The following is a 26,103-nucleotide window of genomic DNA, read 5'->3' on the forward strand; positions in this document are numbered from 1 at the left end:
ATGCTAAATTATGCACACGGGTGTGCAGTTTTTTTGGGTGTGTGCACTTTTTAGCGATAAGGTTTTCTTAATAAACAAGCTCTCTATTTTTTAAAAAAATTGTGTTAAAATATAAAATATGAGTGAGTTTTACATAAAGGGGGTGGAGAGAAATAAAACCTAGTAGGGATTTAATTATGGGGTATTGATTAATTTTTTTGTATATCATAAGAAACAATTAATTATTGAGGGGATATAGTATAATTAAAACAAAGGTTGGGGCAAAAAACTAATAAAAAGATAATAAGATATAAATTAAAAGCATGAATTACTATAGTGGGAAATAAGGAGGATCAATTACGATGGATATTATGGAAAAATGGAAAAATGAATATTTAATAGAAGATAGTAAATATGAAAATCATGTGAATTAGTTTATCGAATATTTAAAATCAATTAATAAAAGCAATAGACCAACAAGTATTACGATTGATGATGTAGTGGATTGTATAGGAAGTTATAATAAGAAACAAAAGATAAATACTATTAGTAGCATGGAGAATCATTTAGAAGCCGTTAAGGCTTTTTATAAATATTTAGTTAGTAAGAATTATGCCACTGATATTTTTTCAACAATACATTCATATTTATTAATTAATTATATATAGACCATTAAATTTTATTATTTTAATCAAAAGGATAAATGAGGAGGTAACTTCCCTAGTTATGCGTATTTGCCTTATTTCCTCAGACAACCCATGTGGAGATTATAGTTAGGCTGAAAAGAAAAGACAGTTGAGGGGTTGGAAATAGCGGGATTCAGGGGAGAAAGAAAATGTATATGTTACCTTGGACGGGATTAGAAAATATGGAAGTTTAGATATGAGTCAGTTGGGACTTAGAGTTATAATCCTTACTGGTTTTTTGTTATTGATATAGCTTTATTTGAAAATACATATCTTTAAGATATAATAATAATACAGGCTATACAAATTCTAGAGTAACAAAGCAAGTGGGGGGTGTGGGTTAATTGAGAAGGAAAATATTTGAAAAATGGTTAAAAGAAAATACTAATTTAGCAGATGGTACTATAAATTCATATGGCTCAGCTATAACCACTGTCAGTAATTTTGGGCTAGGAGAAAAAATCATATCAGAAGATATATATGGGGTTAAAGATATTGCAGTATTGAATGAGATAATTAATTTACTTGAATCCTCCGAATTATATATAGAAAAAAATTTAGTGTCAAAAAGAAGGTGGAGTTCTGCTTTAGAACAATATAAACAGTTTACCATGGCTGTTGGGCAAATGGCTAATAGCAATGATTTAGATATAAAAGATACTTTAAATAATACTTATTTAAAACTTGAATTTGAACAGTGGTTGGGCGAACAAATTCAAAGTAATGGAAGTCCGTATTCTCCTCATACACAAAAAGGATACATCTATGCTCTTGAAAAAGCATGTAGTGAAATTGAAAATCTTAATTTAGAAAATGATGACTTATTTACCGTTGGTTCGGTTGATGAATTTAAGAAAATTGATGAGAGGGTAAGAACCAACAAAGATTTTAAACGAGTAAACGAGAAATTTGGTAATGGTCAATTATCTGCAGGGATGATAAAATATGGTGAATTTTTAGCAGAAAGAGAAACAAAGGAAAATTCTCAAGTAGAAGTTAATAATATGCTAGAAAATCAGTATGAATGGACAAGATTTTATGAGGAAACCGCTAAAGCTCTGTTAGAATACAAGGATAATCGATTGGAATTGATGGATGGGATTAGTAAAATATTTAATAAAATTGATATGAAAAATCCTTTAATGAAAAAATTAGCTGATGGTAAGGAAGAAGTTTTGACTGATGTTTGCCCATTTACAGTTTTTGGACTATTCAATAAAGGGATTACAAATAAAAATAGAATATTGATAATGGAAGAACTTGCGGATTTACTTGGTGTCCAAGAGAGTGTACCTACCTCATTTGATGGTATTCCTGTGCTAAATAATATGAAGTCATGGTTCTTTGGTGGTGAGGATCATAGAAAAGAAACTGATATAGATAATTTATGGATGTTGTTCGAGTGCGCAATTAACTTAGCTGATGATTATACAGCAGAAAACAAACATTCATTTATAGAGATATATGATAAAGTAATCAATCAGCATGGTATTCAATGGAATATTACATTTGGGTTATATTGGATTAGGCCATGGGATTATTTAACTTTAGATAATAATACAAGAACTGCTTTGACAGAGAAACTAAAAATAAAAATACCACGTAATTCCGCAAAAAAAATGTGTACAGGAACAGACTATCTCGGTTTGGTAGAGATGATGAAAGAAAAATTTGATGATGAAGATTACCCTGTTCATTCTTTTCCAGAGTTATCCTATAAAGCCTGGAGCGGAGAAATCGAAACTAGGATAGGAGCAACAGTTTCACCCTTTGATATTCCAACTCAAGTAGAATACGAATCTTATACTAAGTCAGATTTCTTATCAGATGTTTTTATTAGCGAAGAAAAATATGAGACCATAAAATCATTGTTAAAAAGAAAAAAGAATCTTATACTACAAGGTGCACCAGGAGTAGGCAAGACATATGTAGCTAAAAGATTAGCTTATTCTATAATGGGGAAAAAAGATGAATCCAAAATAAAAATGCTTCAATTTCATCAGAGCTATGCATATGAGGATTTTATTATGGGCTATAGACCTAATGAAACTGGTTTTGAATTAAAGGAAGGACCCTTCCATCAATTCTGCAAAATAGCATCAGAAAATCTAGATGAGGATTACTTTTTTATTATAGATGAAATTAATAGAGGAAATATGAGCAAAATATTTGGAGAATTAATGATGCTAATAGAAAGTGATAAACGTGGAGAAGAGATAATACTTACTTATTCAGATGAGCTCTTTTATGTGCCAGAAAACTTATATATTATTGGTATGATGAATACTGCTGATAGAAGCTTAGCAATAATAGATTATGCTTTAAGAAGAAGGTTCTGTTTTGTTGAATTGGAACCCGCATTTGAAACAGAAGCATTTAAAAAACACCTTCTATTACAAGGGGCTAGTGAAGATTTAATAAATAAAATAAAGATGAGAATAGGAAGCCTTAATTTAGAGATTGAAAAAGATGTTAATTTAGGTAAAGGTTTTAGAATCGGGCACAGCTATTTTTGTAACTATGTAGATACGGATAAATGGTATGAAGAGGTAATCAAATATGAGATTCAGCCACTTATTAAGGAATATTGGTTTGATGAAGAGGAAAAAGCAAAGAACTATGTTGAAGATTTATTAAGGTGATTGATATGAATGCTAGTCCTAAAATTCCAATAAAAAATATATATTATATGCTTTGTTATGCATGGAATGTACTTGAGCAGTCAGATAATATTTTTTTGGGTAGTGAAAAGTTTGATAATATATATAATCTATTTGCAAGGATCTACATTAATGGGACAAGTAGTTTAATCAAGAGAGGATTCAATAGATACTATATTCAGGAAAATGAAGCAACATCAACTCTTAAAGGGAAGATAAATATATCAGATTCGATAAAGGAACAGACTTTCTACAATGCAAGTATGATTTGTCAGTTTGATGATTTTTCAAAGAATATTAAATTAAACCAGATTATAAAAACTACGATTAATATATTAGTAAAATCACCTCAGCTAGATGATGATTTAAGAAACAAACTATTAAAAATAAGATTACATTTTTCAGATATTCAGGATATTAGGCTTTCTAAGGAATTATTTTCTTCTCTTAGGTATAATAGAAATAATTATCACTATAGAATGCTAATAAATATTAGTGAATTAATCTATTGCGGTTTAATTACCAACGAGGATGATAATGAATTTACATTTTCAGATTTTATAAGGGATAATCAAATGGCAAAGCTTTATGAAAAATTTGTATTAAATTTTTATAAAATTCATCTAGATGAAAATTTATATAAAGTGCATTCTCCTAAACTGAAATGGAATTTAGATGAGGAAATTAGTGAAGAAGAACTATCCCTACTTCCAGAAATGAGAACTGATATAGTAATTGAAGACAAGGTTAAAAATACCCAATTAATAATCGATACTAAATACTATGCACAGACATTGGTTTCAAGTAACTGGACAGATATTGAAAAGGTTCGTACTGCCCATTTGTTTCAAATCTTAGCATATGTAAACAATAGCAATTTTACAGGTGATATAAAAGGAATGTTATTATATCCAACTATAGAAAAAGAGATTAATGCAAACTTTCCAATACTCGGGAAAAGAATAGGAATAAGAACTTTGAATCTTAATACAGAATGGAAAGATATATTGGATAGATTGTTATCGTTGGTAATATAAGATTTAATAAAGATTAATCATGTAAGTTCTCAAAATTAAGTAGAGGAAGGTGGAAAAGGGCAAAAATATAAAATAGGTTATTCATAGAATACTATCTTATTCTACGTCCATGAATTCTTGATAATGATAAGTACTTTAAAAAATCTCTATAATTTATTTCATAATCACGTGAAATACTGAGTAAACAGTGGGAAATATCAAATTAGTAAAAGGGGAAAATATTATGGTATATGATGATAAAATTTTTACTATTATAAATGATTATAGACTTCCAATAAGTAGGGGGGAGCTACCAATAGATATATTTTTGGAAGGCTATTTTAAGGAATATATAGAAGCAATTAAAATAGCTATAAGTAATACTGACAATCGTTTTTTTAGGGATGAATTCTATAATAATCTTGAAAGAGAATTTTATTTAATAGAGGAATTGTGTAATGGTATATTAGAAATTTATCAATTATATGATTCTGCATATATGGTAGAATTATATAAAAAACTTAATGAAGTAATGGGGAAAATTGAAAAGCATTTATATATAAAAGAAATTAAAACGATTAATGATTTTTATAGGATAAGAGTTGAAAATGGAGAAAAATATAGTCGAAAAGATTTATTTCATATACCAATGAGTAAACGGGAATTAATTAGACCGTATAGATATAGTATAGCTGGATATCCATGTTTATATTTGGCGAGTTATATAGAGTTATGCTGGTTTGAATGTGGTATGCCCCAAAAGTTTAGTTTTAGTAAATTTAGATTCAACCCAATTGATAGGGGCACTCTAAAGTTAATAGATTTTTCTATTCAACCATTAGAATTAATTAGTGATGTGGAGATTGGGTATTATAATCACGCAGATAAGAAAGAATTGATTGATAATTATTTAATTAAGTATTTAATTACATATCCTCTTAGAGCAGCATGTTCTGTCAAAGTAAATAATAAAGATAATCCATTTATCGAAGAGTATATTATTCCACAACTATTATTGTTATGGATTAGGCATAATGATAATTTTGATGGTGTAGCATATTTGACTGCTTCAGCAATAGAGGCTGCATATGAATGGAATGCCTTCAATCTTGTATTACCAGCTAAGGATATTAAACAAGAGTATTGTAGCAAATTATCACAGATGTTTGAAATATCAGAACCTGTTAGTTGTGATATTAGTAAGATATTTATAAGTTATTCTTATAAGGTTGAAAATGTAAAGGAATTTTTAAAAGAATTAGAGTATGCATATTTAGAGGGCCAATCGTTTTATTTATATAAAGAAATTATATCACTATGCAAATCCTTCCTATTATTTTATGATTGTATAGTTTCTGAAAAGTATGCTGATGCTGAAGTTTTATATCAAACTATGGATACAATAAATTTATTTGCTAATGTGATAGATGATAATGGAGGAGTTTTTGAAAAGATAGCAATTAAAAAAGCAAAGAATTGGGATGAGCGAATATTAGAAGATAAGGTAACAAAATCTTATAATAATATAATTGAAAAGTTTTCGAAGGATGTGAAACTGATATTGTCAATATTACTTGACAGTTTTTTCTCGCATAGTTCGTTATTAGGCAGCTTGGTTTAGAGATTCATAGTATCTCTGTCTTTTAACCATAGGAGGTAGCCCACCATTGGCAGAGCAAATCCTCCTGTTGTTCCAATAACTGATGAAATAACGCCATATAAGAATCTTAAGTTCTTCAACAGTCATTTCTTTAGTGTTGTAACGATCATAAAGCAGCTCTTCTTTCATTCTGGCCCACATACTTTCACACCTTGCATTGTCATGGCATCTGCCACCATCACTGTTCATACTTTGCTGTATGCCATATTTATTTATTACATTGCGATATTCATTACTGGTGTACTGTGTACCTCTATCAGAGTGAACAATGGCACCCCTAAGTTTAGGATAAGCTTTAAAAGCATTATCAAGAGTATTTACACACAAGGTGGCTTTCATATTTGTATCCATTGAAAGCCCAAGAACTGCTAAATCATAGCAGTCAAAAATTGCAGATACATAAAGTTTACCATCTTTTGCTTTAATTTCTGATATGTCTGTTACAGTCTTTTTAAGAGGCTCAGATGCTCTGAAATCACGCTTAAGAAGATCATCAGATTTTCTGGCTTCGCGGTCAGCTTTGGTTATACCATTAGGTTTACGTTTAGGTTTATGACTAAGACCAATTTCCTCCATAACTCTATAAACAGTACGTTCACTAGGGATATGGACATTTTCAGGATTTTTTAGAAGTAAGGCTTGATGCATACGGATTCTTCCATAGGTATCATTGTACTCATCTTCAGAATTGATTTTTATCATTTCTTCAGCGACAGCCTCATACTTCCAAGGTTTATCTTTATTTGCCAGATAATTATGAAAGCCTTGACGGCTAACTTTAAGCATCCTACAATAAAATGATATTTTACCCTTAATCATGCCGTCATTAGTCTTAATAGCTATAAATCTCATTCGTGAGTTTTTACTGACTTCCGACGGCTGGCGGCGAAAAAAGCGCTTGCTTCCTCTAGAAATTCATTCTCTTCCTTCAAACGTTTGATTTCCTTACTCTGCTCTTTAACTTGCTTTTTTAGGGTCATAAGTTCTTCTGTAAGGGAAAGAGCACTATCAGGAGTGTGTGAACCAGCACCTAAATCAAGTACGCCTTCTTTAGAGGCTTTTACCCATCCGCTTACTGTGCTTGGAGCAATTCCTATTTCTTTTGCAGCTTTATTAATACCAATTTCCTTGGCTAACTTAACTGCCTGGACTTTATAATCCTGGTCATAACGTTTTTGTGCCATGATAAGCACCTCCTTATTCTCTTAATTATATTTTGAATTATACGAGAATAAGGTGTCAACTTTATTTATACAACATCAAACCTGTATTAATGAGTTTATGGGGGTATGTGAAAACAATTCATGACGGTACTACAATAGATAATAATTCTTTTGAATATATTCGGGATTAGTGATTATAAAGTTTAAATTTGTTTGCTTTAAAGGAATTTAGTGGATTTTTTTTAACAAGTGAGTCTAAGTGATGATCCTATTTTGCAAAACCCCTTATTTATGCGTATTGGTATTATCTCTACGTCCTAATCCATTTGGAGACGGTTGTGCTGATAGAGAAGGAATAGGTTAAAATAGCTTGGCTGAGAGGGTTTTGAGTAAATATGTAAGTGTGTTTTTATTCCCCTAGGTGATAAGTTTAGGGGAATTTTTGTTAGGAGGGTCTATTGTGTACGCAAAAAAAACAAATGTTATGTGAAAAGTATACTATTGCTAGATAAAAGGTATTTTTATTCTACTATTGAATAATCATTTGCTATTTTATTGACAATGAGATAAATAAATTTACTATAAGGGTAAATAAATTACTTATATGATAAGAATAATTGCGATATAGGGTAAGAATATTGCAGATACAAGTTGTTTATGGTATACTATCGATAAATTGTTATTACTTAGAGGTGTAAATATGGTAATTAATTATAATAAATTATGGAAGTTACTAATTGATAAAAACATGAAGAAGATGGATTTAAAGGAAGCAGCACATATAGGAACAACGACACTTTCGAGACTAAGTAAAAATCAACCTGTTAGTATGGATGTATTAATGCGCATTTGCAAAGTTCTTAAATGTGATATTGGTGACATTGTAGAATTTACAGAAAAGGAATAACAAAATAATTATTATTTAGGTGATAGAATATGATAAAAGGGATTTCTTTATTTGCTAATGTAGGAATAGCAGAAACATATTTAAGGGATGTTGGAGTAGATATAGTTATAGCTAATGAAATGTTAGAGGAACGGGCAAAATTTTATAAGCACCTTTATCCATCATGTAAAATGATTACTGGTGATATAACGAATAAAATTATATTTGAACAAATAATTAAAGAATCAGAAGAACAAAATGTGGAGTTCATTTTGGCTACCCCACCATGTCAAGGAATGAGTTTAGCTGGTTCTAAGGATCCAGATGATGAGCGGAATTATTTAATTATTTGGGTAGTAAAGGCTATAAAAAGACTTAAGCCTAAGTATGCCTTAATTGAAAATGTTACACAGCAATTAAAAACTCAAATTAGAGTTAAAGGTAAGTCAATAGGGATACCAGATTATATAAAAGCTGAATTAGGGGTGGATTATAATATCAACAAGGATCAAATATTGAATACAAAATATTATGGCGTACCCCAACAGAGAAAAAGAGCAATTATTTTGCTTGCACGTAAAGATACAAATAAGCTTTGGGAGTTTCCTCCTAAAGAAAAAAAGATAGTTACATTAGAAGAAGCTATTGGAGATTTGCCTTCATTAGATCCAGAAGTGCGAGAAAAAGAATATAGGAACTTTTTTCCTGCATTTGAGAAAAAGAAGAGAAAAGGGTTAGCAGTTTCAAAGTGGCATTTTCCACCAAAACATGTTTGGAGAAATGTAGAAGTTATGATGCATACGCCTACTGGTTGTAGTGCTAGGAAAAATCCTGTATATTTTCCCAAAAAACCAGATGGTACCATGGTTGGAGGCGCTCCTCGGACATACATGAGAATGGATTGGGAAAAACCAGCTCCAACTGTAACTAGATATAATAGTACAATTTCATCATTTCAGAATGTTCATCCAGGACGAAAAATAGAAGGAACTAATTTATATTCAGATGCAAGAGTTTTAACTATTTTAGAATTATTAAGAATAACAACTCTACCAGATGATTGGAATATTCCAGAATGGGCAAGCATTCCGTTAATAAGAGATGTAATTGGAGAAGGGATTCCACCATTAGCAGTAAAAAAGATTGTAAAACAATTGGACATAAAATAGTAAACATAGAGAGGTAGAATAAAAATGAAAGCATTATCATTATTTGCTAATGTAGGAATTGCTGAAACATATTTAGAAGAGATAGGAATAGATGTAGTTATTGCAAACGAATTGATAACGGAGAGAGCAAACTTTTATAGGCATCTTTATCCTAATTGTAATATGATAGATGGGGATATAACAGACGAAAGTATATTTAATCAAATTATTGAAAACTCTCAAAAAGAGAAAATTGATTTGATAATTGCAACACCCCCATGTCAGGGTATGAGTATTGCTGGTGATATGAATCCATATGATGAAAGAAATAGCCTGGTTAAATATGCAATAGATGCTGTTGATATACTAAAACCAAAATTTGTATTTATTGAAAATGTAGTTCAACAATTAACAACACCAATTGAATACAATGGTGTAGAAATTATGATACCAGACTATATTAAAACTCGTTTAGGTAAACAATATTATATTAATCAAGAAAAAATTATAAATACGATGGACTATGGAATTCCTCAAATGAGAAAGAGATCAATAATATTACTTTCGCGAAAAGATACAGGTATTAAGTGGGAATTTCCAAAAAAAGAAAACAAGGTAATTCTATTAGAAGAGGCTTTAAAAGGTATACCAGACTTATGGCCAATTATTAGAGAAAAAGAATATAGAAATGTATTACCATCAAACACAGAAGAAGCATTAAGTTTCCATAAGTGGCATAAGCCTCCACATCATGTTTGGAGAAATGTGGAATGCATGTTATATACCCCCACAGGCAATACGGCATTTGACAATATAAAACATTATCCAAAACGAAAAGATGGAGAAAGAATAAGTGGATATAATACAACATATCACAGAATGTATTGGAACAAACCAGCACCAACAGTGACAAGATATAATGGAATAATAGGATCTCAAAATAATGTACATCCAGGTAGACCATGGAAAAAAGATAAAAATGGTGATATGATGTACACTAATCCTAGAGTACTAACAATCTATGAATTAATGATTGTTTCTACTTTACCTTTTGATTGGAATATCCCAGAATGGGCTTCCAATAATTTAATTAGGCATGTAATAGGTGAGGGAATACCACCTTTACTAGTAAAAAAAATAATTGAACCAATATTAAATATTAAAGGAGTATAAAATATGTCAAATGAACTACAAAGAATACATGATAAAATAAATTATGAAACCAATGTAGTGGACCCCAAGACAATTGCAATATTATTAAAGGCTGTGGAAATGAATCAGCCTCTTTCATATGAAAGGGGAAGAGATGAAATTTTTCCTAATGCTAGGTCTGAGGCAGGAATGCAATGGGATCCAACAAAACCTGATACGCATGCCTCAGGAACATTGGAACAATATTGTCTTGTTAATGCTACAGAAGATAGAACTATAAATATCTCAGATTTAGGCTATCGTTTTTTATCGTGTTTTGATGATGCCTATAATATAAAGGTTCAAGAAAATTACTACAAGACAGTTTTGCTAGAAATGATATTTAGTTGGGTAGTATTAGAACATGGACGAAACATTCATCCTGGTAGAATGCTATTTAAGTTAATGCTTGATCCAGATCTCAATGGATATCATACAAGTAATGAATTTGCATTATGGACAAGTGATGAATGTGCAATGACTGACTCAGATTATGATAATATTAAGCAACTAATATTAAATTATAGAAAAAATGCAGTAGAAGTAAAGCAAAAAAAGGCAGAAGTATTTTTACGACCATTTGCTAACTCATGGGGATTATTTGATAGAACTATAAATAATGGAGTTTATACATTTAGAATTAGAGAAGATGTACTTCCTCTAGTGAAACAATTTTTCATTTGTGTAAATATAGAAGATTACCCAGAAACTAACGATAGCGAGAATGTTGATAAAATGAAAAGATTAACAGGTGGTACAAATACCCTTCTTTATGGCGTGCCTGGTTCAGGAAAGAGTCATACGATAGAAACTGATTATTGTAAAGACTTTAGTCAAATGGAACGTGTTGTCTTTCACCCTGATTATATGAATACAGATTTTGTAGGACAAATTCTGCCGACAGTTAAAGGTGAAGGCGATGAGAAAGAAATAACTTATGATTTTACACCAGGACCGTTTACTAGAGTATTAAAGAAGGCAATAAAAAATCCTAATAAATATTTCTATTTAGTTATTGAGGAAATTAATAGAGGAAATGCACCCGCAATTTTTGGAGAGATCTTTCAATTGTTGGATAGAGAATTTGATGGGACAAGTTCTTATAAGATAACTAATTATAATATAGCAAGTGAAGTTTTTGGGAAAAAAGAAACACCAATTTATATCCCATCAAACTTAAATATTTTAGCAACGATGAATACTGCAGATCAAAACGTATTTACTTTAGATACTGCATTTCAAAGAAGATGGAATATGAAAATGATAGAAAACGATGTAACAAAAGCAAAGCATGCCAAGATAAATATTTTGGATACATCTATAACTTGGGAAAAATTCAATACCGTTGTTAATGAACAAATAGTTACTAGTGGAGCAACCACATTATCATCAGAAGATAAGCGTTTAGGGGCATATTTTGTAACAGAAGATGTTCTTAAATATTATTCTATGGATAAAGATAAAGATAAAAATGAAATAACGGAGAGATATGGTATTGAATCAGATGACACTGAAAAACTGGAGAAGGTAATTAAAGATTTAAACTCTAGATTTGGAGATAAAGTTATTAAATATTTATGGGATGATGCGTTCAAATTTAGTAGGGATGATTTATTTGAATCAAACTATAAGAACTTGGAAAAAGTATTAGACGACTTTAACAGGTTTGATGGTGATATAAGATTTAATGTATTCAATCAAGATATTAAAGATAATTTATTCTCAAAAGATAAAATAGAGGAAACTAGAAATGAGTAATGAGTTTAAAGAAGTTACTTTATCTAAGCCTTTGAGTGAATACTGTAGAAATGCTACCAATCGAGAAGGAGACACATTTGTTGGGATTAAGTCTGAAATCATAGGGGATAAACATGAGGTAAATGTGTATTTTCCAATTGGTTATAAAATATCTGAAAAAGAAGAGGATGTCAGGGATGAAATTTTAGACCTAATCAGTGTACTCCAAGCTTATAATGATAAACAATCAAGGGTGTCTCAAATTACGGCAGATCAAGTCCTGAAAACTGTAAGGTTTCCAGTTCAAGCATACTTTAGGGTTATCCACTATTATTTACAAAATGATTACTATAAAGAAAATGAAGAAGTATATGTACCTGGCACATCTGGACCAGTTAACATGAGAGAAACAATAAACAAGATTCAACCTATTGTTCAAAAGTCGGGTTTTGTATTTCCAAATTTAATGGTTCGAAAAAATAGTGATACAGACAAGCACCTAATAACTGAGATTAACAAGTATTGTGTTTATGAAAGTTTTATAAAAATGGGATGGATTTATCATTTTAAACTTCCACAACCAGCTGAAGTGAAGAACCCTAATTTAAAGGTATATAAGAGTGTATTGCAACAAAAGCTTGAGAACGCTAATAACGATACCCTTAAGCAACTATTCCAAAGCATGTTAGCAATAATAGACTTTAGAAATAGTGCAGATGATCCAGAAGAGTTTTACTTTGGAACGAATAACTTTGAGTATATATGGGAAAAATTAATTGATGAAACTTATGGTATTAAAGAAAAAGATTATTATTTTCCGAGAACAACCTGGAGATTAGACTTTGGTGAAAGGCATAATCCAGCCTTAGAACCAGATAGTATCATGGTTACTAATGAGCACATTTGTGTATTAGATGCGAAATATTATAAGTATGGACACTCTGGTAAACCTAGTGATTTGCCAAGGTCAACATCTATTAATAAGCAGATAACTTATGCTGAATATATAGCTGAAAACAGCAAGTTCGAAAAAGAGCGTGGAGAAGGTAAAGATGTATTAAATGCATTCCTTATGCCTTTTAGTAAAGCAAATAATATTTTTGGAACGAGCGATAATTATTTCTCTATAGGAGAGGCAGTGGCAGGATGGAAACATTCTACTAGGGATTACGAGCGTGTTCAAGGTATACTTGTAGATGTGAAAACATTAATAGCTAACTCTACTAGACCTAATAGACAAGAGATAAAAAATCTATCCAAAGCAATAGAAGAAAGCTTAAAAAAGAATAAAGATATGGAGAGTGAAAGATGAGAATTATCTATCACTCTCCTTTTTTATGTCTATATCTTCTTTGTGAAACGGCATTAGTACAATAAACGCAACAGTATTTTTTTATTGAATTAGTTTTAGAAACAAGAAAAAACTGACCACAATTAATGTTTTGACAGGCCCTATAAGATGCTTGTCTTGAGTCTAAGTAAAATAATGAAAGGTACATAGCAGATAACAAAGAAGGAAGATTCCAGTTAGGTTGCATAGTTTCTACATTATAAACCGGTCTAATTTCTGACAAATGATAGTTAAGTTCTCTTTCAATTAAGAATTTAGATATTTTAAATAAAGCATCATGCAAGTATATATTTTCTTCGGATTGAATCTTATCATAAACTTCATCTGCAAAAGGCATATCTAAAGATATCAAGTCAAGATTAACTGAGGAAATCTGTTTTATAAAATGAAATAAAAACTCAATTGCTAATTCTTCATCCTTAGTAAAAAGAGAATTCTTTATTACATACGCTTTAAATATCTGTTTTGTAAAACCCATATGAGGATTGTCATCTTCTAGAATTTTATCATAATCACTTATTATGATGTCATAATTTCCGCTTTCCAAAAGAGAGTCCTGACATCTATATGCTATGTCTTTCCCACCATCATTTCTTGGTACATGAACTATATTATCCCCTTCTATAAGATTGGTTTTAGTGGCATTTTTAATATTATTTAAAAATGAATTGTGAATTGATTCATATACAGTTTCATCGTTAATTTTTATTTCTCGATCTTCTTTAAGTAATAAAAACAGTGCTGAGTCTAAGAACTTCTTGTAATTAACTTTACTGGTGTTTTGGGCATTTAATAAGTTTATTAAGGCTTCAAGATTATCTTTTAAGTATATTATATCTTCTACATTTACATTTACATATTGATCATAACCACTTAAATCAAATAAAAACCCATACTTATTAAAAAACGACATGACAGAGTTTATGTCGTTTTTTTTTATGCCTAAAAACTCACCTAAAATATTGTTCTTATCATTAGCTCTTTGCCTTCTTATTTCTTTTAAACCTTCACCATAGATATAAGCAGCTCTAAATTTTTTTGAAATGTCATTTCTAACTACTAGGCTCTTGGTTTTATTTCCAGTATTTAAGTTAACAACCTCATTGTAGTCAGTGACACATTTACAGCTTTCAAAAACAAATGCACTCTTAAAAGTATCAGAAATAGTCATGAACACATCCTCCCAAACAATAATTGATAAATATAAAATAATTAATTACTTTAACAATATTATACCACAAATTACTAACGTAGGTAATTACTAAAAAAATAAATAATGAGATATTAAGGCTATTCTAATTGTCATTAAAAAAATGAGACAATATATTCAGAAAGAAAACTAGTGAAATCTTTATCTAGTTATTTTTTCTATGACTAGGGAGGTTGTTAGTCTCCAAAAAAATATCGAATGCCTGATTTGCAATAAGGGCAGAGGATACATATTGTTTCACAATATCCATAAGGATAGTTGTGTTGCAATAGAAGTACCCTTACCTTATTGCGTCTACTTTTAGGGTCTGTGTACTTCTTTTAAGGCACAGGCCTTATTTGTATCCTTTGCCACCAGTGCAGTCTGGTGGAAAGGAGCATTTTCATGTCAAGAAACTACAAGACGAGTAAGAAAAATCGTGTTAACTACATTTATTATTCAGCTAATGGACAAACAGTAGAAGTCAAACCAAACCAAGAAGGTGTAACAGATACAATAATTGCTACACTTCATAAAATGGACGACTTAGAGGTAGATGCTAACCGCCGTGAGGCTTATCACGCTCCAGTTCATTTTGATTCATATCAAGGCAAAGATGAAGAGGATGTGGCTGAGCGCAATTCTTACCTTATTGATCCTACATCTAATCCAATGGAAAGCATAATCCAGTCTATAGAAGAAGAAGAGCATGAGAAGAAGTTAGACAAGCTAAGGATAGCAATTGAAACTTTAAAACCCCAACAGAAGGAATTAATCCAAAAGGTATTCTATGAAAAACGTACTAATGTTGATATTGCAAGGGAAGAAGGTGTTTCTGAAACGGCTATTAGAAATCGACTAAAAAGAATTTATGAAAATCTTCGTAAAAAAATCTAAAAAAGGGGGTTCGATACCCCTAGATTTTTTGCATATGGATAGAGGGATAAAAAAGAAACCTCGGAAAGGGGCGAGAACTATGAACTTAAAGCATAAGGTATGTGTTAATATTACGGATCCTAGTGGCAACCCTTCACCAGTTATTAAGAGTGGTACAATGCAGATTCGTAAAAGGTTATTGAATTTTCTTTTTGGCGAAAAAGTAAATGTACTTGTTCTTTCGCCAGGTGATTCAGTTGAAACTGTGGAAATTCGTGAACTTAAGGGAGGTGAAGCCAGTGAGTAAAATTAAACTGTTGGTTGATGTGGCTGAAGATATGCACTCTTTAGCTGATAGCATACAAGCTGTCTGTGATGCAATGCTAGGTGATGAACTTCTTGATGATAATAAACAGACTACAGCTATTAAAGATAAAGAAGTTAAAAAGAAAGAAAAGCCAACTGTTAAGGAAATTAAGCTTGAAGATGTAAGGGCAGTTCTTGCAGAAAAAAGTCAAGCTGGAATGACTGCCAAAGTACGAGAAATCATTCAGAAGCATGGTGCAGAAAAGTTAAGTGAAATAGAACCTAAATACTATGCTGATATTTTAAAAGAGGCGGAGGGACTTATAAATGAGTAGCCATGCAATACTTTCTGCATCTGGATCACATAGATGGCTTAATTGTATGCCATCTGCGAGATTAGAACTTGAATTTGAAGATAAAGAAAATACAGCTGCGGCGGAAGGCACTGCTGCTCACGCCCTATGTGAACATAAACTTCGTAAGGCACTTAAAATGAGGAGCAAAAGGCCTACTTCAAGTTATGACTCTGATGAGATGGAACAGTACACAGATGATTATGTAGATTTTGTAATGGAGCAACTAGAAATTGTAAAACAAAGTTGTAAAGACCCTTTGGTGCTTATTGAACAGAAATTGGATTTTTCCTGTTATGTGCCACAGGGGTTTGGGACAGGGGATTCAATTATTATTGCTGACGAGAAGCTTCATGTAATTGACTTTAAATATGGTATGGGAGTTTTAGTAGATGCAGTAGAAAATCCACAGATGAAGCTGTATGGGCTAGGTGCTTTGGAAATCTATGATAGCCTTTATGACATCAAAGAGGTGTCTATGACTATATTCCAACCACGCAGAGAAAATATCAGTACATGGACAATTCCAGTAGAAGAACTTAAATCTTGGGCAGAAAACGAACTAAAACCAAAGGCTATTTTAGCAATTAATGGTGAAGGAGATTATATTCCTGGCGAATGGTGCACTTTCTGCAAAGCATCAGCAAAATGCCGTGCAAGGGCAGAGGCAAAATTAGAACTTGCAAGGTGTGAGTTTAAGCTTCCACCACTTTTAACTGATATGGAGATAGAAGAAATTCTTCATAAGATACCAGACCTTACTAAATGGGCAAATGAAATTATTGCATATGCTACAGATTCAGCTGTTAATCACGGTAAACAATGGAATGGATTTAAGGTGGTGGAGGGCCGTTCTAATCGTAAATATAAAGATGAAGAAGCTGTGGCAAATGTAGCTAGGGCAAATGGATATAGAGATATCTATCGTCAAAGTCTTATTACAATTACAGAAATGCAAAAATTAATGGGCAAGAAACAATTTGAAGAAGTTTTGGGTGGTCTTATATATAAACTACCTGGAAAGCCGACATTAGTTCCAATTACAGATAAGAGGCCGGCTATGAATATATCAAATGTAAATGATGAGTTTAATAAAATAATGGAGGATGAAGATTATGATAAATCAAAATAAAACTAAAGTTATTACAGGTACGAATACTCGTTTAAGCTATTTCCACGGCTGGGAGCCAGTATCAATTAATGGAGGTGCTGAAAAGTACAGTGTGTCAGTGCTTATTCCGAAATCAGATACAGAAACCATAAATGCTATTAATAAAGCAGTAGATGCAGCAATTGAAGAGGGAATCCATAAGTTTGGTGGTAAAAAGCCAAATAAAGCTGCCATAAAACTACCTTTACGAGATGGAGATGTGGAGCGTGAAGATGAAGCATACAAAGGACATTACTTTGTAAATGCCAATAGTACAACCCCACCTCAGATTGTGGATAGAGCAGTTAAGCCTATACTTGACCGTAATGAGGTATATAGTGGTTGCTATGCAAGGGTTTCTTTAAATTTCTATGCTTTTAATAGTAATGGCAATAAAGGTGTGGCCTGTGGGTTAGGTAATATTCAAAAAATAAAAGATGGTGAGCCTTTAGGTGGTAGAACAAATGCAGCTGATGACTTTACTACTTTGGAAGACGATGACTTTTTAAAATAGAAAGTAAATAACTATAAGACAAGGTGGTAGAGGATATTCTTCTACCCCTTGTTTCTTTTGAAAGGATGATAATTATATGAAAACATTGTCCATTGATATTGAGACATTTTCCAGTATTAATCTTCAAAAGTCTGGTGTTTATCGTTACGCAGAGAGCAAAGATTTTGAAATTCTACTGTTTGGATATTCGGTAGATGGAGGAGAAGTTCAGGTAGCTGATCTTGCAAGAGGAGAGAAAGTTCCAAAGGAGATAATAAATGCTCTTATTGATGATTCGGTTATTAAATGGGCTTTTAACTCACAGTTTGAAAGAGTCTGCTTATCAAGGTGGCTTAGGTTACCTACAGGAACTTATCTTTCTCCGAAATCTTGGCATTGCACTCTTGTTTGGTCAGCAACTTTAGGACTTCCATTATCCCTTGTAGGAGTAGGAGCAGTGCTTGGTCTTGAAAAGCAAAAATTATCAGAGGGGAAAAACTTAATTAAATATTTTTGTATTCCTTGCTCTCCAACAAAATCAAATGGCGGCCGTACTCGTAATCTTCCACAGCATGACTTAGAAAAATGGGAGTTATTTAAAGAATATAACAAGCGTGATGTGGAAACGGAACTCGCAATACAAGATAAGCTATCAAAATTTCCTGTGCCAGATGCTGAGTGGCAGAATTATCAGTTAGACCAGATAATTAATGACCGTGGCATTGCTCTTGATATGGATTTTGTAAGACAGGCAATTTCATGTGATGAAAAATTCAAAACAGAAAATCTTGAAAAGGCAAAGGAACTAACAGGTCTTGAAAACCCAAATTCTCCTTCACAATTAAAAGAGTGGCTTTTTGAAAAAGGGGTAGAAACAGACTCACTTTCCAAGGAAGTAGTTTCAGAGTTACTTGAAGAGGCAGAAGGGGAAATACATGAGGCACTTTCTATTAGACAGAAACTTGCAAAAAGTAGTGTAAAGAAATATACGGCAATGGAAAATGTGGTTTGTAGTGATAATAGAGCTAGGGGTTTAATTCAGTTTTATGGTGCAAATAGAACGGGCAGATATGCTGGAAGGCTTATACAGGTGCAAAATTTACCTCAAAACCATTTACCTGATTTAAAAGAGGCTCGTACTTTAGTTAAAACAGGAAATCTTATAGCTTTGGATTTACTGTATGACAGCATTCCTAATGTACTATCAGAATTAATAAGAACAAGTTTTATACCAAAGAAAGGAAGTAGGTTTATTGTAGCTGACTTTTCTGCAATTGAGGCTCGTGTTATTGCTTGGCTTGCAAATGAAGAGTGGAGAATACATGTATTTGCAGGTGGTGGAGATATTTACTGTGCTTCAGCATCACAAATGTTTAATGTTCCAGTAGAGAAAAATGGTATTAACGGACACTTAAGGCAGAAGGGTAAAATAGCAGAATTGGCTTTAGGCTATGGCGGTTCAACAGGTGCATTAAAAGCAATGGGAGCAGTTCAAATGGGACTTTCTGAAGAGGAATTACAACCATTAGTAAATGCATGGAGAGAGTCAAATCCTAATATTACAAAGTTGTGGTGGGGTGTGGATAAGGCAGTTAAAAGGGCTATAAAAGGTAGAACTACTACATCAACCCATGGCATTCAGTTTACTTACCAGAGTGGAATTCTCTTTATAAAACTACCAAGTGGTAGGCAACTTTCCTATGTAAAACCTCGTATTGGTGAGAATAGATTTGGGGGAGAATCTGTTACCTATGAAGGTGTTGGTGGAACAAAGAAATGGGAGAGAATAGAGAGTTATGGGCCCAAATTTGTAGAAAATATTGTACAAGCAATTAGTCGTGATATTTTAGCCGAATCAATGCTTAAGCTAGAGACTCAAGGATACGAAATCGTTATGCATGTCCATGATGAGGTAATAATAGAAATTCAAGATGAGAAGTCTTCAGTGGAAGAAGTATGTAAAATAATGAGCCAAACTCCATCATGGATAGAGGGATTACTTCTTAATGCTGATGGCTTTGAATCTAAGTTTTATAAAAAAGAATAAGAAGATTTTAATTTAAGGGGTTCGATTGTTTCAGATTTTTTGCATATAGGTAGAGATACAATTCTCGGAACTATATGATAGGAGGTTTTCTTATGAAAGAATTGATACCCAAGGATGAATATGGAATCTTTGCTGACACAAAAGATACTGCAAGAGTAGATAGTTTATTTGTGGCAGAGTTCTTTGAAAAACAACATAAGCATGTTTTGCGTGATATTGCAAAAATCACTGAGCCCAAATCTGGACTTAGTAAAAAATTCACTAAGTCCAATTTTGAGCTGACCTATTACAAAGACAGTACTGGAAGAAAGCTACCTTGTTATGCCATGACTCGTGATGGCTTTACTATATTAGTTATGGGATATACAGGACAAAAAGCAATGCATTTTAAAGAATTATATATCCGAAGATTTAATGAGATGGAGGAATTCATTAAATCTTTAGTTTCTGCTCGTAAGGAGTTCCCATTATTAACAGAAAACATAAAACTACTTCACGAAAATCCGAAGCCTTATCACTTCAGCAACGAATGCGATATGATTAATCGAATTGTAATTGGAATGTCTGCAAAGCAGTTTAGGCTTGCAAACGGTATAGAAAAAGGAAAGAGCATTAGACCATATTTAAATGATGAGCAAATCAGTATGATTGAGACTTTGCAAAGGGTTGATATTGGATTATTGGTATCAGTGCCAGATTATGAACAGCGTAAACGCTATCTTGAATGGTACATTACAAAAATGAAGGACAAGGATATATAGAAGGGGGAAAGCCAATGTTTTATGTAAAAGAAAAGCTTACTGAAACTGTGGAAATATCAGTTGAAATTAATGATGAAAACGTGTACTGCACATGCCCATGTTGTGGTTGCGAGGTAAATGTTGATCTTTCAGAATTATTGAGTGATGGAGTTAGTGATTTATATGGTACTAGTGTTTACTGTAAGGAATGTAGTGAAACACTAACGAGAAAATTATGGAGGGAATAGTCATGAGTATAAATAAATTTAACCCTGAAGGTTACTATGATCCAACAGCCTATGAAGCACTTACAAATATTATTGAGAATGAGAAGGCAGAGAAAAAAGCTGCCTTCAGGCCACTTGTGTATATCTGTTCTCCCTATTCTGGAGATATTGAAATGAATATAAAAAAGGCTCGTACTTTTTGTAGATTTGCCATAGAGAAAAACTATATACCTCTTGCTCCACATCTACTTTTTCCACAGTTTATGGATGATGATGATTCTAAAGAAAGAGAACTTGCAATGTTTATGAATATGGTCTTACTTGGGAAATGCAATGAACTTTGGGTATTTGGTAGTACCATATCAAATGGGATGGTACAGGAAATTGAAAAGGCAAAGAAACGAAAACAGTTAATCAGATATTTTAATGAGAAGTTAGAGGAGGTTTCGGAATGATTAAATTCACTTTATATACAGCAAATTGCACTGGTAATCTTTCAAACTGTCTATATCCCAACAAGGTGGTAATCACGGATAAGGAATCTATGATAGAAGCTATCAAGTTTGACCACGTTACAGCAGAATTTAAAGATAATTACCGTAGTAATGCTAATTTCATAAAAGCAGATAATTTAGCACTCGATTGTGACAATGACCACTCAGATGATCCAAAGGACTGGATAACCTCAGTTGATGTGGCCACTACATTTCAAGGTGTTTCATTTGTAGTTGCCTACAGTAGAAACCATATGAAAGAGAAAGGGGGTAAATCCCCTAGACCAAGATTTCATGTATATTTTATGACTATGGCAATAACAGATGCAGATGAATATGCCAATTTAAAAAAGGAAATAGCATCAATATTTCCATACTTTGATAGAAATGCCCTTGATAGTGCAAGGTTACTATTTGGAACTCATAATGCTGAAGTTGAGTTTTATGATGGGAATAAAAGCATTACAGAATTTCTAGAAGAGTATGCTTTTGAAAACTGGGATATGGAACAGGAGCAAGTACCAGAGGGAAAGAGAAATAGCACAATGTCTCATTATGCTGGAAGGATTATAAAACGCTTTGGAGATACAGATGATGCTTATGAGCTTTTTCTTAAAAAGGCAGAAAAATGCAGTCCACCACTTGATGATAGTGAATTAAAGCAGATATGGAGTAGTGCTGTTAATTTTGGAAAGAGAGTGGCAACACAGGAAGGATATATTCCACCAGAGGATTACAACTCTGATTTAGTACTAAAGCCTGATGATTTCTCGGATGTAGGACAGGCGGTTGTACTTGCAAGAGAATACAAAGAAGTCCTTAGATACTCACCATCAACAGATTATATAGTTTATAACGGTAGCTTTTGGGAAGAGTCGAAACCTAAAGCTCAAGCTGCGGCACAGGAGTTAACCACTAGGCAGCTTGAAGAAGCAGAGACAGAGATGGAAAAAGTTATGGCTGAGATGGTTAAAAACGGAGCAATAGATTTAATTGTAGCAATGGGAGAGAAAAAGGCAAAGGATGTTTTTAACGATGAACAAATGAGGTCTTTTAATAAATATGAAAATGCTATGGCTTATAGGAAGTATGCTATTAAACGAAGAGATTCTAAATATATTACTTCATCATTAAAAGAGGCACACCCAATGCTTGAAATTGAACCTAAAGATCTTGATGCAGATGGTTTTTTATTAAATACACCAACAGCCACCTATGATTTGAGAAAAGGCATAAATTCAATGATGGAGCCTGATTCTTCACATTTTATAACAAAGCAAACAACAGTAGATCCAAATGATATAGGTGCTAGTAAATGGGAAGATGCCTTAGATACATTCTTCTTAAAAGATAAAGATTTAATAAATTATGTGCAAAGAATAGTAGGGCTTTCAGCCATTGGCAAAGTTTATGTAGAAGCTTTAATTATAGCCTATGGTGAAGGAAGGAACGGTAAATCTACCTTTTGGAATGTAATAGCTAGGGTTCTAGGAAGCTACAGTGGAAATATATCGGCAGATATTCTTACTGTAGGATGTAGAAGAAATGTAAAGCCAGAACTAGCTGAAGCCAAGGGAAAGAGACTTCTTATTGCAGCTGAGATGGAAGAAGGGGTAAGGCTTAATACTTCTAATATTAAACAGCTTTGTTCCACTGATGAAATCTATGCAGAAAAGAAATATAAAGACCCTTTTGGATATACCCCAAGTCATACTTTAGTTTTATATACCAATCACCTACCTAAGGTGGGTGCGATTGATAAAGGAACTTGGAGAAGGCTTATTGTAATTCCCTTTGAAGCAAAGATAGAAGGTAGTAGCGATATTAAAAATTATGCAGACTACCTCTATGAAGAAGCGGGGGGTGTAATTCTCACTTGGATAATAGAGGGTGCGGAAAAGGTAATAAAAGACAATTATAATATTGAACCACCTAAAAAGGTGAAGGATGCAATAAAGACCTATAGGGAAAACAATGACTGGCTAGCCCATTTTCTAGATGAGTGCTGTGAAATAGATGAAAGCTTTATAGAAAAATCGGGAGAGGTTTATGAAGAATATCGTGCGTTTTGTATCAGAACTGGAGAATTTGCTCGAAGTACAACTGATTTTTATACAGCTATAGACTCAGAAGGCTTTGAAAGGAAAAGGACAAAGACAGGAAATATAATTAAGGGTTTAAAACTAAAGTCAGAATTCCTGTAACAGTGTATTTTACTTAAAGGTGTAGGTCGTAGAAGGTCATATATATAACTTTTCTATAGGCTATAAAAAATAGTATATATATAAAGTTATATATATACCCTCCATTGACCTTCACCCTTATATATATTTGATGAATAGAAGGTGTAAAAATGCAGGAAAAACAAATAGAACAGAAATTGATAAAGGAAGTAAAAAAGATGGGAGGTATTTCTCCGAAGTTTGTATCTCCTGGATTTGATGGGGTACCAGACAGATTAGTTCTTTTACCTGACGGAAGATTGGCATTTGTAGAACTAAAAGCACCAGGTAAAGCTTTAAGACCACTCCAATTAAAAAGAAAAAAGCAGCTAGAGGGTTTAGGTTTTAAGGTTTATGTAATAGATGATGTCATTCAGATTGGAGGGATTCTAGATGAAATACAATCCTCATGACTATCAAAGCTATGCTACTAAATTCATATTGGATAATCCAATTTCAGCAGTACTGCTAGATATGGGTTTAGGTAAGAGTGTTATAACTCTTAATGCCATATTTGACCTTTGCCTTGATAGTTTTGAGATTTCAAAGGTTTTAGTTATTGCACCTTTAAGGGTTGCGAGAGATACATGGCCTTTAGAAATAAAAAAGTGGGATCACCTTAAAGGACTTACTTACTCTGTAGCTATAGGTAATGAAAGGCAAAGGAAAATGGCCCTTATGGAGAAATCAAATATCTATCTTATAAATCGTGAAAATGTGGATTGGCTAATAAATGAAAGTGGTATGCCATTTGACTATGACATGGTTGTAATCGATGAATTATCATCCTTTAAATCTCATCAAACAAAGAGATTTAAAAGCCTATTAAAAGTAAGGCCCAAAGTAAAACGTATTGTTGGGCTAACAGGAACTCCAAGTAGTAATGGCTTAATGGATCTATGGGCAGAGTTTAGACTTCTTGATATGGGTGAAAGGCTAGGAAGATTTATTACACATTATAGAAATAATTTCTTTGAACCTGATAAACGGAACGTGCAGATGATATTTAGTTATAAGCCAAAGGCTGGTGCTGAGGATGAAATTTATCGTCTTATTTCAGATATTACTATTTCTATGAAAAGCACTGATTATTTAAAAATGCCAGAATGCATTATAAATGAAGTTCCTGTGATACTTTCTGAAAAAGACCAAAAAGCTTATAACAGTTTAAAAAAAGATTTAGTTTTATCTCTTGAAGGTGAGGAAATTGATGCTGTAAACGCAGCGGCCCTATCAAACAAACTTTGTCAAATGGCAAATGGGGCAGTCTATGGTGAAGATAGAAAGGTGTTAGAGGTGCATGATAAAAAACTAGATGCCCTTGAAGATTTAATTGAAGCCGCTAATGGAAAACCAGTACTTGTGGTTTATTGGTTTAAGCATGATTTAGAAAGGATTAAGAAGCGTTTTAGTATTCGTGAAATAAAAAGTACTATAGATATTAAAGATTGGAATAATGGTGAAGTTCCGGTAGCCGTAATTCATCCAGCATCTGCAGGGCATGGACTTAATCTTCAGGCTGGCGGTTCAACTTTAATATGGTTTGGGCTTACTTGGAGTTTAGAACTTTATCAACAAACCAATGCAAGACTATGGAGACAAGGACAAAAAGAAACTGTTGTTATTAACCATATTATTGCCAAAGGAACTATTGACGAAGATGTGATGAAGGCACTAAATAAAAAGGAAGTAAGTCAAGAAGCGTTACTAGAAGCCGTGAAAGCTAGAATAGAATAAGGGGGACTTTAAGTGAATAACTGTTTTGCTTATAAAAATAGAGAGTGTATAGCTTTAAAAGAAACTAAGTGTAAAGACTGTAACTTTTATAAAACAAAAAAAGAAGTTGAAGAAGGAAGAAGAAAGGCCATTGAAAGAATAAAAAGTTTAGATAAAGAAACTAGGGAGCATATAAACGAAACCTACTATGATGGTAAACTGGGGGTGTAGCCTATGAATGCTAAGGAATATTTATCTCAAGCTATGTGGCTTGATAAGATGATAGATAATAAAATAAGACATAAGGAAAGTTTGGAAGCATTGGCTGAAAGAGTCTCCGTAGATTTTTCAAGGGAGAAAGTATCTGGTGGAACTGGCAGTACAACTCCTATGGAAGATGCTGTAGTTAAGTTAATAGATTTAAGTTACGAGATAAATGATGATATAGATAAACTAGTGGATTTAAAAAGAGAAATACTAGAAACTATAAGCCTTGTAGAAGATTATAGATATAGATCAGTTCTTGAAATGAGATATATTAATGGACTAAAATGGGATGATATAGTAAAATACTCAGGCTATGATAGAAGATATCTTTTAAAATTACATGGAAAAGCTTTAATAGAAATAGAGAAGATTATAAAAGAGGACACTAAAAGACACTAGAAGACACCTAACATATGTGCTATAGTATAAGATGTAAAGGTATAGAAAATTATTAAGAGCACCATATGCTGTTTGAATAGGCCAAGGTTATATCGAATCGATTCCAAGGAAACGCAGCATTCTTGAATACAAGCCCTTAGGGAGGAA

At 32.6% G+C, this 26,103-nt stretch carries 25 protein-coding genes; 22 read left to right on the plus strand and 3 right to left on the minus strand.

What is annotated here, in order from left to right:
- The first annotated feature begins 1,009 nt into the window (after positions 1–1,009).
- The 3 genes from BUA21_RS12640 to BUA21_RS12650 all read left to right on the plus strand — a co-directional run bounded on the left by BUA21_RS12640 (position 1,010) and on the right by BUA21_RS12650 (position 5,962).
- Positions 1,010–3,307: an AAA family ATPase gene (locus tag BUA21_RS12640; protein ID WP_084604301.1), complete on the plus strand. Its 2,298-nt coding sequence runs from the start codon at positions 1,010–1,012 to the stop codon at positions 3,305–3,307.
- 5 nt (positions 3,308–3,312) lie between these two features.
- A complete protein-coding gene (locus BUA21_RS12645) occupies positions 3,313–4,362 on the plus strand; it encodes a 5-methylcytosine restriction system specificity protein McrC (RefSeq protein WP_072745202.1) in 1,050 nt (349 codons plus the stop codon).
- Between the two features lie 223 nt (positions 4,363–4,585).
- On the plus strand, positions 4,586–5,962 hold the full coding sequence (locus BUA21_RS12650) for a hypothetical protein (RefSeq protein ID WP_072745203.1): 1,377 nt from the start codon (positions 4,586–4,588) through the stop codon (positions 5,960–5,962).
- Here BUA21_RS12650 and BUA21_RS12655 read toward each other — a convergent pair.
- Positions 5,945–6,853: an IS3 family transposase gene (locus tag BUA21_RS12655; protein WP_072745204.1), complete on the minus strand. Its 909-nt coding sequence runs from the start codon at positions 6,851–6,853 to the stop codon at positions 5,945–5,947. The two genes, BUA21_RS12650 and BUA21_RS12655, sit on opposite strands and share 18 nt — an antisense overlap.
- Positions 6,850–7,185 (minus strand): transposase, encoded by a 336-nt coding sequence (locus BUA21_RS12660; protein ID WP_072745205.1) that lies wholly within the window; start codon positions 7,183–7,185, stop codon positions 6,850–6,852. The genes BUA21_RS12655 and BUA21_RS12660 overlap by 4 nt, the downstream gene beginning before the upstream one ends.
- 679 nt (positions 7,186–7,864) lie before the next feature.
- Between BUA21_RS12660 and BUA21_RS12665 the strand changes: the two genes are divergently transcribed.
- From BUA21_RS12665 to BUA21_RS12685, 5 genes are read left to right on the plus strand one after another with little or no spacing between them, the layout of a single operon-like run.
- Positions 7,865–8,071, plus strand: coding sequence for a helix-turn-helix domain-containing protein (locus BUA21_RS12665; protein ID WP_072745206.1), 207 nt, complete (start codon positions 7,865–7,867; stop codon positions 8,069–8,071).
- Positions 8,072–8,100: 29 nt separating this feature from the next.
- The gene (locus BUA21_RS12670) at positions 8,101–9,219 is read left to right on the plus strand and encodes a DNA cytosine methyltransferase (protein WP_072745207.1); all 1,119 of its coding nucleotides are present in this window, start codon (positions 8,101–8,103) and stop codon (positions 9,217–9,219) included.
- A gap of 24 nt (positions 9,220–9,243) precedes the next feature.
- A complete protein-coding gene (locus tag BUA21_RS12675) occupies positions 9,244–10,371 on the plus strand; it encodes a DNA cytosine methyltransferase (RefSeq protein ID WP_072745208.1) in 1,128 nt (375 codons plus the stop codon).
- Between the two features lie 3 nt (positions 10,372–10,374).
- Positions 10,375–12,147: an AAA family ATPase gene (locus BUA21_RS12680; RefSeq protein WP_072745209.1), complete on the plus strand. Its 1,773-nt coding sequence runs from the start codon at positions 10,375–10,377 to the stop codon at positions 12,145–12,147.
- Positions 12,140–13,438, plus strand: coding sequence for an LlaJI family restriction endonuclease (locus tag BUA21_RS12685; protein ID WP_072745210.1), 1,299 nt, complete (start codon positions 12,140–12,142; stop codon positions 13,436–13,438). Before BUA21_RS12680 ends, BUA21_RS12685 begins: the two co-directional genes overlap by 8 nt.
- Before the next feature lie 10 nt (positions 13,439–13,448).
- On the opposite strand, the gene BUA21_RS12690 is transcribed toward BUA21_RS12685, so the two are convergent.
- Positions 13,449–14,648 carry a hypothetical protein gene (locus BUA21_RS12690; protein WP_072745211.1) on the minus strand — a complete coding sequence of 400 codons (1,200 nt, stop codon included), beginning with the start codon at positions 14,646–14,648 and terminating at the stop codon, positions 13,449–13,451.
- Positions 14,649–15,071: 423 nt separating this feature from the next.
- Here BUA21_RS12690 and BUA21_RS12695 point away from each other — a divergent pair, with 423 nt between their 5' ends.
- From BUA21_RS12695 to BUA21_RS12760, 14 genes are all read left to right on the plus strand, one after another.
- Complete coding sequence (locus BUA21_RS12695) at positions 15,072–15,563, plus strand: RNA polymerase sigma factor (RefSeq protein WP_072745212.1); 492 nt, start codon at positions 15,072–15,074, stop codon at positions 15,561–15,563.
- Between the two features lie 79 nt (positions 15,564–15,642).
- Positions 15,643–15,849: a hypothetical protein gene (locus tag BUA21_RS12700; RefSeq protein ID WP_072745253.1), complete on the plus strand. Its 207-nt coding sequence runs from the start codon at positions 15,643–15,645 to the stop codon at positions 15,847–15,849.
- Complete coding sequence (locus BUA21_RS12705) at positions 15,842–16,183, plus strand: rRNA biogenesis protein rrp5 (RefSeq protein ID WP_072745213.1); 342 nt, start codon at positions 15,842–15,844, stop codon at positions 16,181–16,183. Before BUA21_RS12700 ends, BUA21_RS12705 begins: the two co-directional genes overlap by 8 nt.
- On the plus strand, positions 16,176–17,333 hold the full coding sequence (locus BUA21_RS12710; RefSeq protein WP_072745214.1) for a DUF2800 domain-containing protein: 1,158 nt from the start codon (positions 16,176–16,178) through the stop codon (positions 17,331–17,333). The genes BUA21_RS12705 and BUA21_RS12710 overlap by 8 nt, the downstream gene beginning before the upstream one ends.
- Positions 17,308–17,865, plus strand: coding sequence for a DUF2815 family protein (locus BUA21_RS12715; RefSeq protein ID WP_459550727.1), 558 nt, complete (start codon positions 17,308–17,310; stop codon positions 17,863–17,865). Before BUA21_RS12710 ends, BUA21_RS12715 begins: the two co-directional genes overlap by 26 nt.
- A 76-nt stretch (positions 17,866–17,941) precedes the next feature.
- Positions 17,942–19,891, plus strand: coding sequence for a DNA polymerase (locus BUA21_RS12720; RefSeq protein WP_072745216.1), 1,950 nt, complete (start codon positions 17,942–17,944; stop codon positions 19,889–19,891).
- Positions 19,892–19,983: 92 nt separating this feature from the next.
- Complete coding sequence (locus tag BUA21_RS12725; RefSeq protein WP_072745217.1) at positions 19,984–20,652, plus strand: Rha family transcriptional regulator; 669 nt, start codon at positions 19,984–19,986, stop codon at positions 20,650–20,652.
- Between the two features lie 14 nt (positions 20,653–20,666).
- Positions 20,667–20,879 carry a hypothetical protein gene (locus tag BUA21_RS12730; RefSeq protein WP_072745218.1) on the plus strand — a complete coding sequence of 71 codons (213 nt, stop codon included), beginning with the start codon at positions 20,667–20,669 and terminating at the stop codon, positions 20,877–20,879.
- Between the two features lie 2 nt (positions 20,880–20,881).
- The gene (locus BUA21_RS12735; RefSeq protein ID WP_072745219.1) at positions 20,882–21,313 is read left to right on the plus strand and encodes a DUF7768 domain-containing protein; all 432 of its coding nucleotides are present in this window, start codon (positions 20,882–20,884) and stop codon (positions 21,311–21,313) included.
- Positions 21,310–23,556, plus strand: coding sequence for a phage/plasmid primase, P4 family (locus tag BUA21_RS12740; protein WP_072745220.1), 2,247 nt, complete (start codon positions 21,310–21,312; stop codon positions 23,554–23,556). Before BUA21_RS12735 ends, BUA21_RS12740 begins: the two co-directional genes overlap by 4 nt.
- A gap of 149 nt (positions 23,557–23,705) precedes the next feature.
- Positions 23,706–23,987, plus strand: a complete 282-nt coding sequence (locus BUA21_RS12745) for a VRR-NUC domain-containing protein (protein WP_072745221.1) — start codon at positions 23,706–23,708, stop codon at positions 23,985–23,987.
- Positions 23,968–25,311, plus strand: a complete 1,344-nt coding sequence (locus BUA21_RS12750) for an SNF2-related protein (protein ID WP_072745222.1) — start codon at positions 23,968–23,970, stop codon at positions 25,309–25,311. Before BUA21_RS12745 ends, BUA21_RS12750 begins: the two co-directional genes overlap by 20 nt.
- Before the next feature lie 12 nt (positions 25,312–25,323).
- Positions 25,324–25,521 (plus strand): hypothetical protein, encoded by a 198-nt coding sequence (locus tag BUA21_RS12755; protein WP_072745223.1) that lies wholly within the window; start codon positions 25,324–25,326, stop codon positions 25,519–25,521.
- Positions 25,522–25,524: 3 nt separating this feature from the next.
- Positions 25,525–25,956 (plus strand): DUF1492 domain-containing protein, encoded by a 432-nt coding sequence (locus BUA21_RS12760; RefSeq protein ID WP_072745224.1) that lies wholly within the window; start codon positions 25,525–25,527, stop codon positions 25,954–25,956.
- Positions 25,957–26,103 lie beyond the last annotated feature (147 nt).

Origin of the sequence: Sporanaerobacter acetigenes DSM 13106 (assembly GCF_900130025.1) — a bacterium.
GTDB classification, from domain to species: domain Bacteria; phylum Bacillota; class Clostridia; order Tissierellales; family Sporanaerobacteraceae; genus Sporanaerobacter; species Sporanaerobacter acetigenes.

Coding starts and splice junctions, on each gene's coding strand:
- BUA21_RS12645 (WP_072745202.1), top strand. CDS start 3,313: ATGAATGCTAGTCCTAAAATTCCAATAAAAAATATATATTATATGCTT.
- BUA21_RS12650 (WP_072745203.1), top strand. CDS start 4,586: ATGGTATATGATGATAAAATTTTTACTATTATAAATGATTATAGACTT.
- BUA21_RS12655 (WP_072745204.1), bottom strand. CDS start 6,853: ATGAGATTTATAGCTATTAAGACTAATGACGGCATGATTAAGGGTAAA.
- BUA21_RS12660 (WP_072745205.1), bottom strand. CDS start 7,185: ATGGCACAAAAACGTTATGACCAGGATTATAAAGTCCAGGCAGTTAAG.
- BUA21_RS12665 (WP_072745206.1), top strand. CDS start 7,865: ATGGTAATTAATTATAATAAATTATGGAAGTTACTAATTGATAAAAAC.
- BUA21_RS12670 (WP_072745207.1), top strand. CDS start 8,101: ATGATAAAAGGGATTTCTTTATTTGCTAATGTAGGAATAGCAGAAACA.
- BUA21_RS12675 (WP_072745208.1), top strand. CDS start 9,244: ATGAAAGCATTATCATTATTTGCTAATGTAGGAATTGCTGAAACATAT.
- BUA21_RS12680 (WP_072745209.1), top strand. CDS start 10,375: ATGTCAAATGAACTACAAAGAATACATGATAAAATAAATTATGAAACC.
- BUA21_RS12685 (WP_072745210.1), top strand. CDS start 12,140: ATGAGTAATGAGTTTAAAGAAGTTACTTTATCTAAGCCTTTGAGTGAA.
- BUA21_RS12690 (WP_072745211.1), bottom strand. CDS start 14,648: ATGACTATTTCTGATACTTTTAAGAGTGCATTTGTTTTTGAAAGCTGT.
- BUA21_RS12695 (WP_072745212.1), top strand. CDS start 15,072: ATGTCAAGAAACTACAAGACGAGTAAGAAAAATCGTGTTAACTACATT.
- BUA21_RS12700 (WP_072745253.1), top strand. CDS start 15,643: ATGAACTTAAAGCATAAGGTATGTGTTAATATTACGGATCCTAGTGGC.
- BUA21_RS12710 (WP_072745214.1), top strand. CDS start 16,176: ATGAGTAGCCATGCAATACTTTCTGCATCTGGATCACATAGATGGCTT.
- BUA21_RS12715 (WP_459550727.1), top strand. CDS start 17,308: ATGAAGATTATGATAAATCAAAATAAAACTAAAGTTATTACAGGTACG.
- BUA21_RS12720 (WP_072745216.1), top strand. CDS start 17,942: ATGAAAACATTGTCCATTGATATTGAGACATTTTCCAGTATTAATCTT.
- BUA21_RS12725 (WP_072745217.1), top strand. CDS start 19,984: ATGAAAGAATTGATACCCAAGGATGAATATGGAATCTTTGCTGACACA.
- BUA21_RS12730 (WP_072745218.1), top strand. CDS start 20,667: ATGTTTTATGTAAAAGAAAAGCTTACTGAAACTGTGGAAATATCAGTT.
- BUA21_RS12735 (WP_072745219.1), top strand. CDS start 20,882: ATGAGTATAAATAAATTTAACCCTGAAGGTTACTATGATCCAACAGCC.
- BUA21_RS12740 (WP_072745220.1), top strand. CDS start 21,310: ATGATTAAATTCACTTTATATACAGCAAATTGCACTGGTAATCTTTCA.
- BUA21_RS12745 (WP_072745221.1), top strand. CDS start 23,706: ATGCAGGAAAAACAAATAGAACAGAAATTGATAAAGGAAGTAAAAAAG.
- BUA21_RS12750 (WP_072745222.1), top strand. CDS start 23,968: ATGAAATACAATCCTCATGACTATCAAAGCTATGCTACTAAATTCATA.
- BUA21_RS12760 (WP_072745224.1), top strand. CDS start 25,525: ATGAATGCTAAGGAATATTTATCTCAAGCTATGTGGCTTGATAAGATG.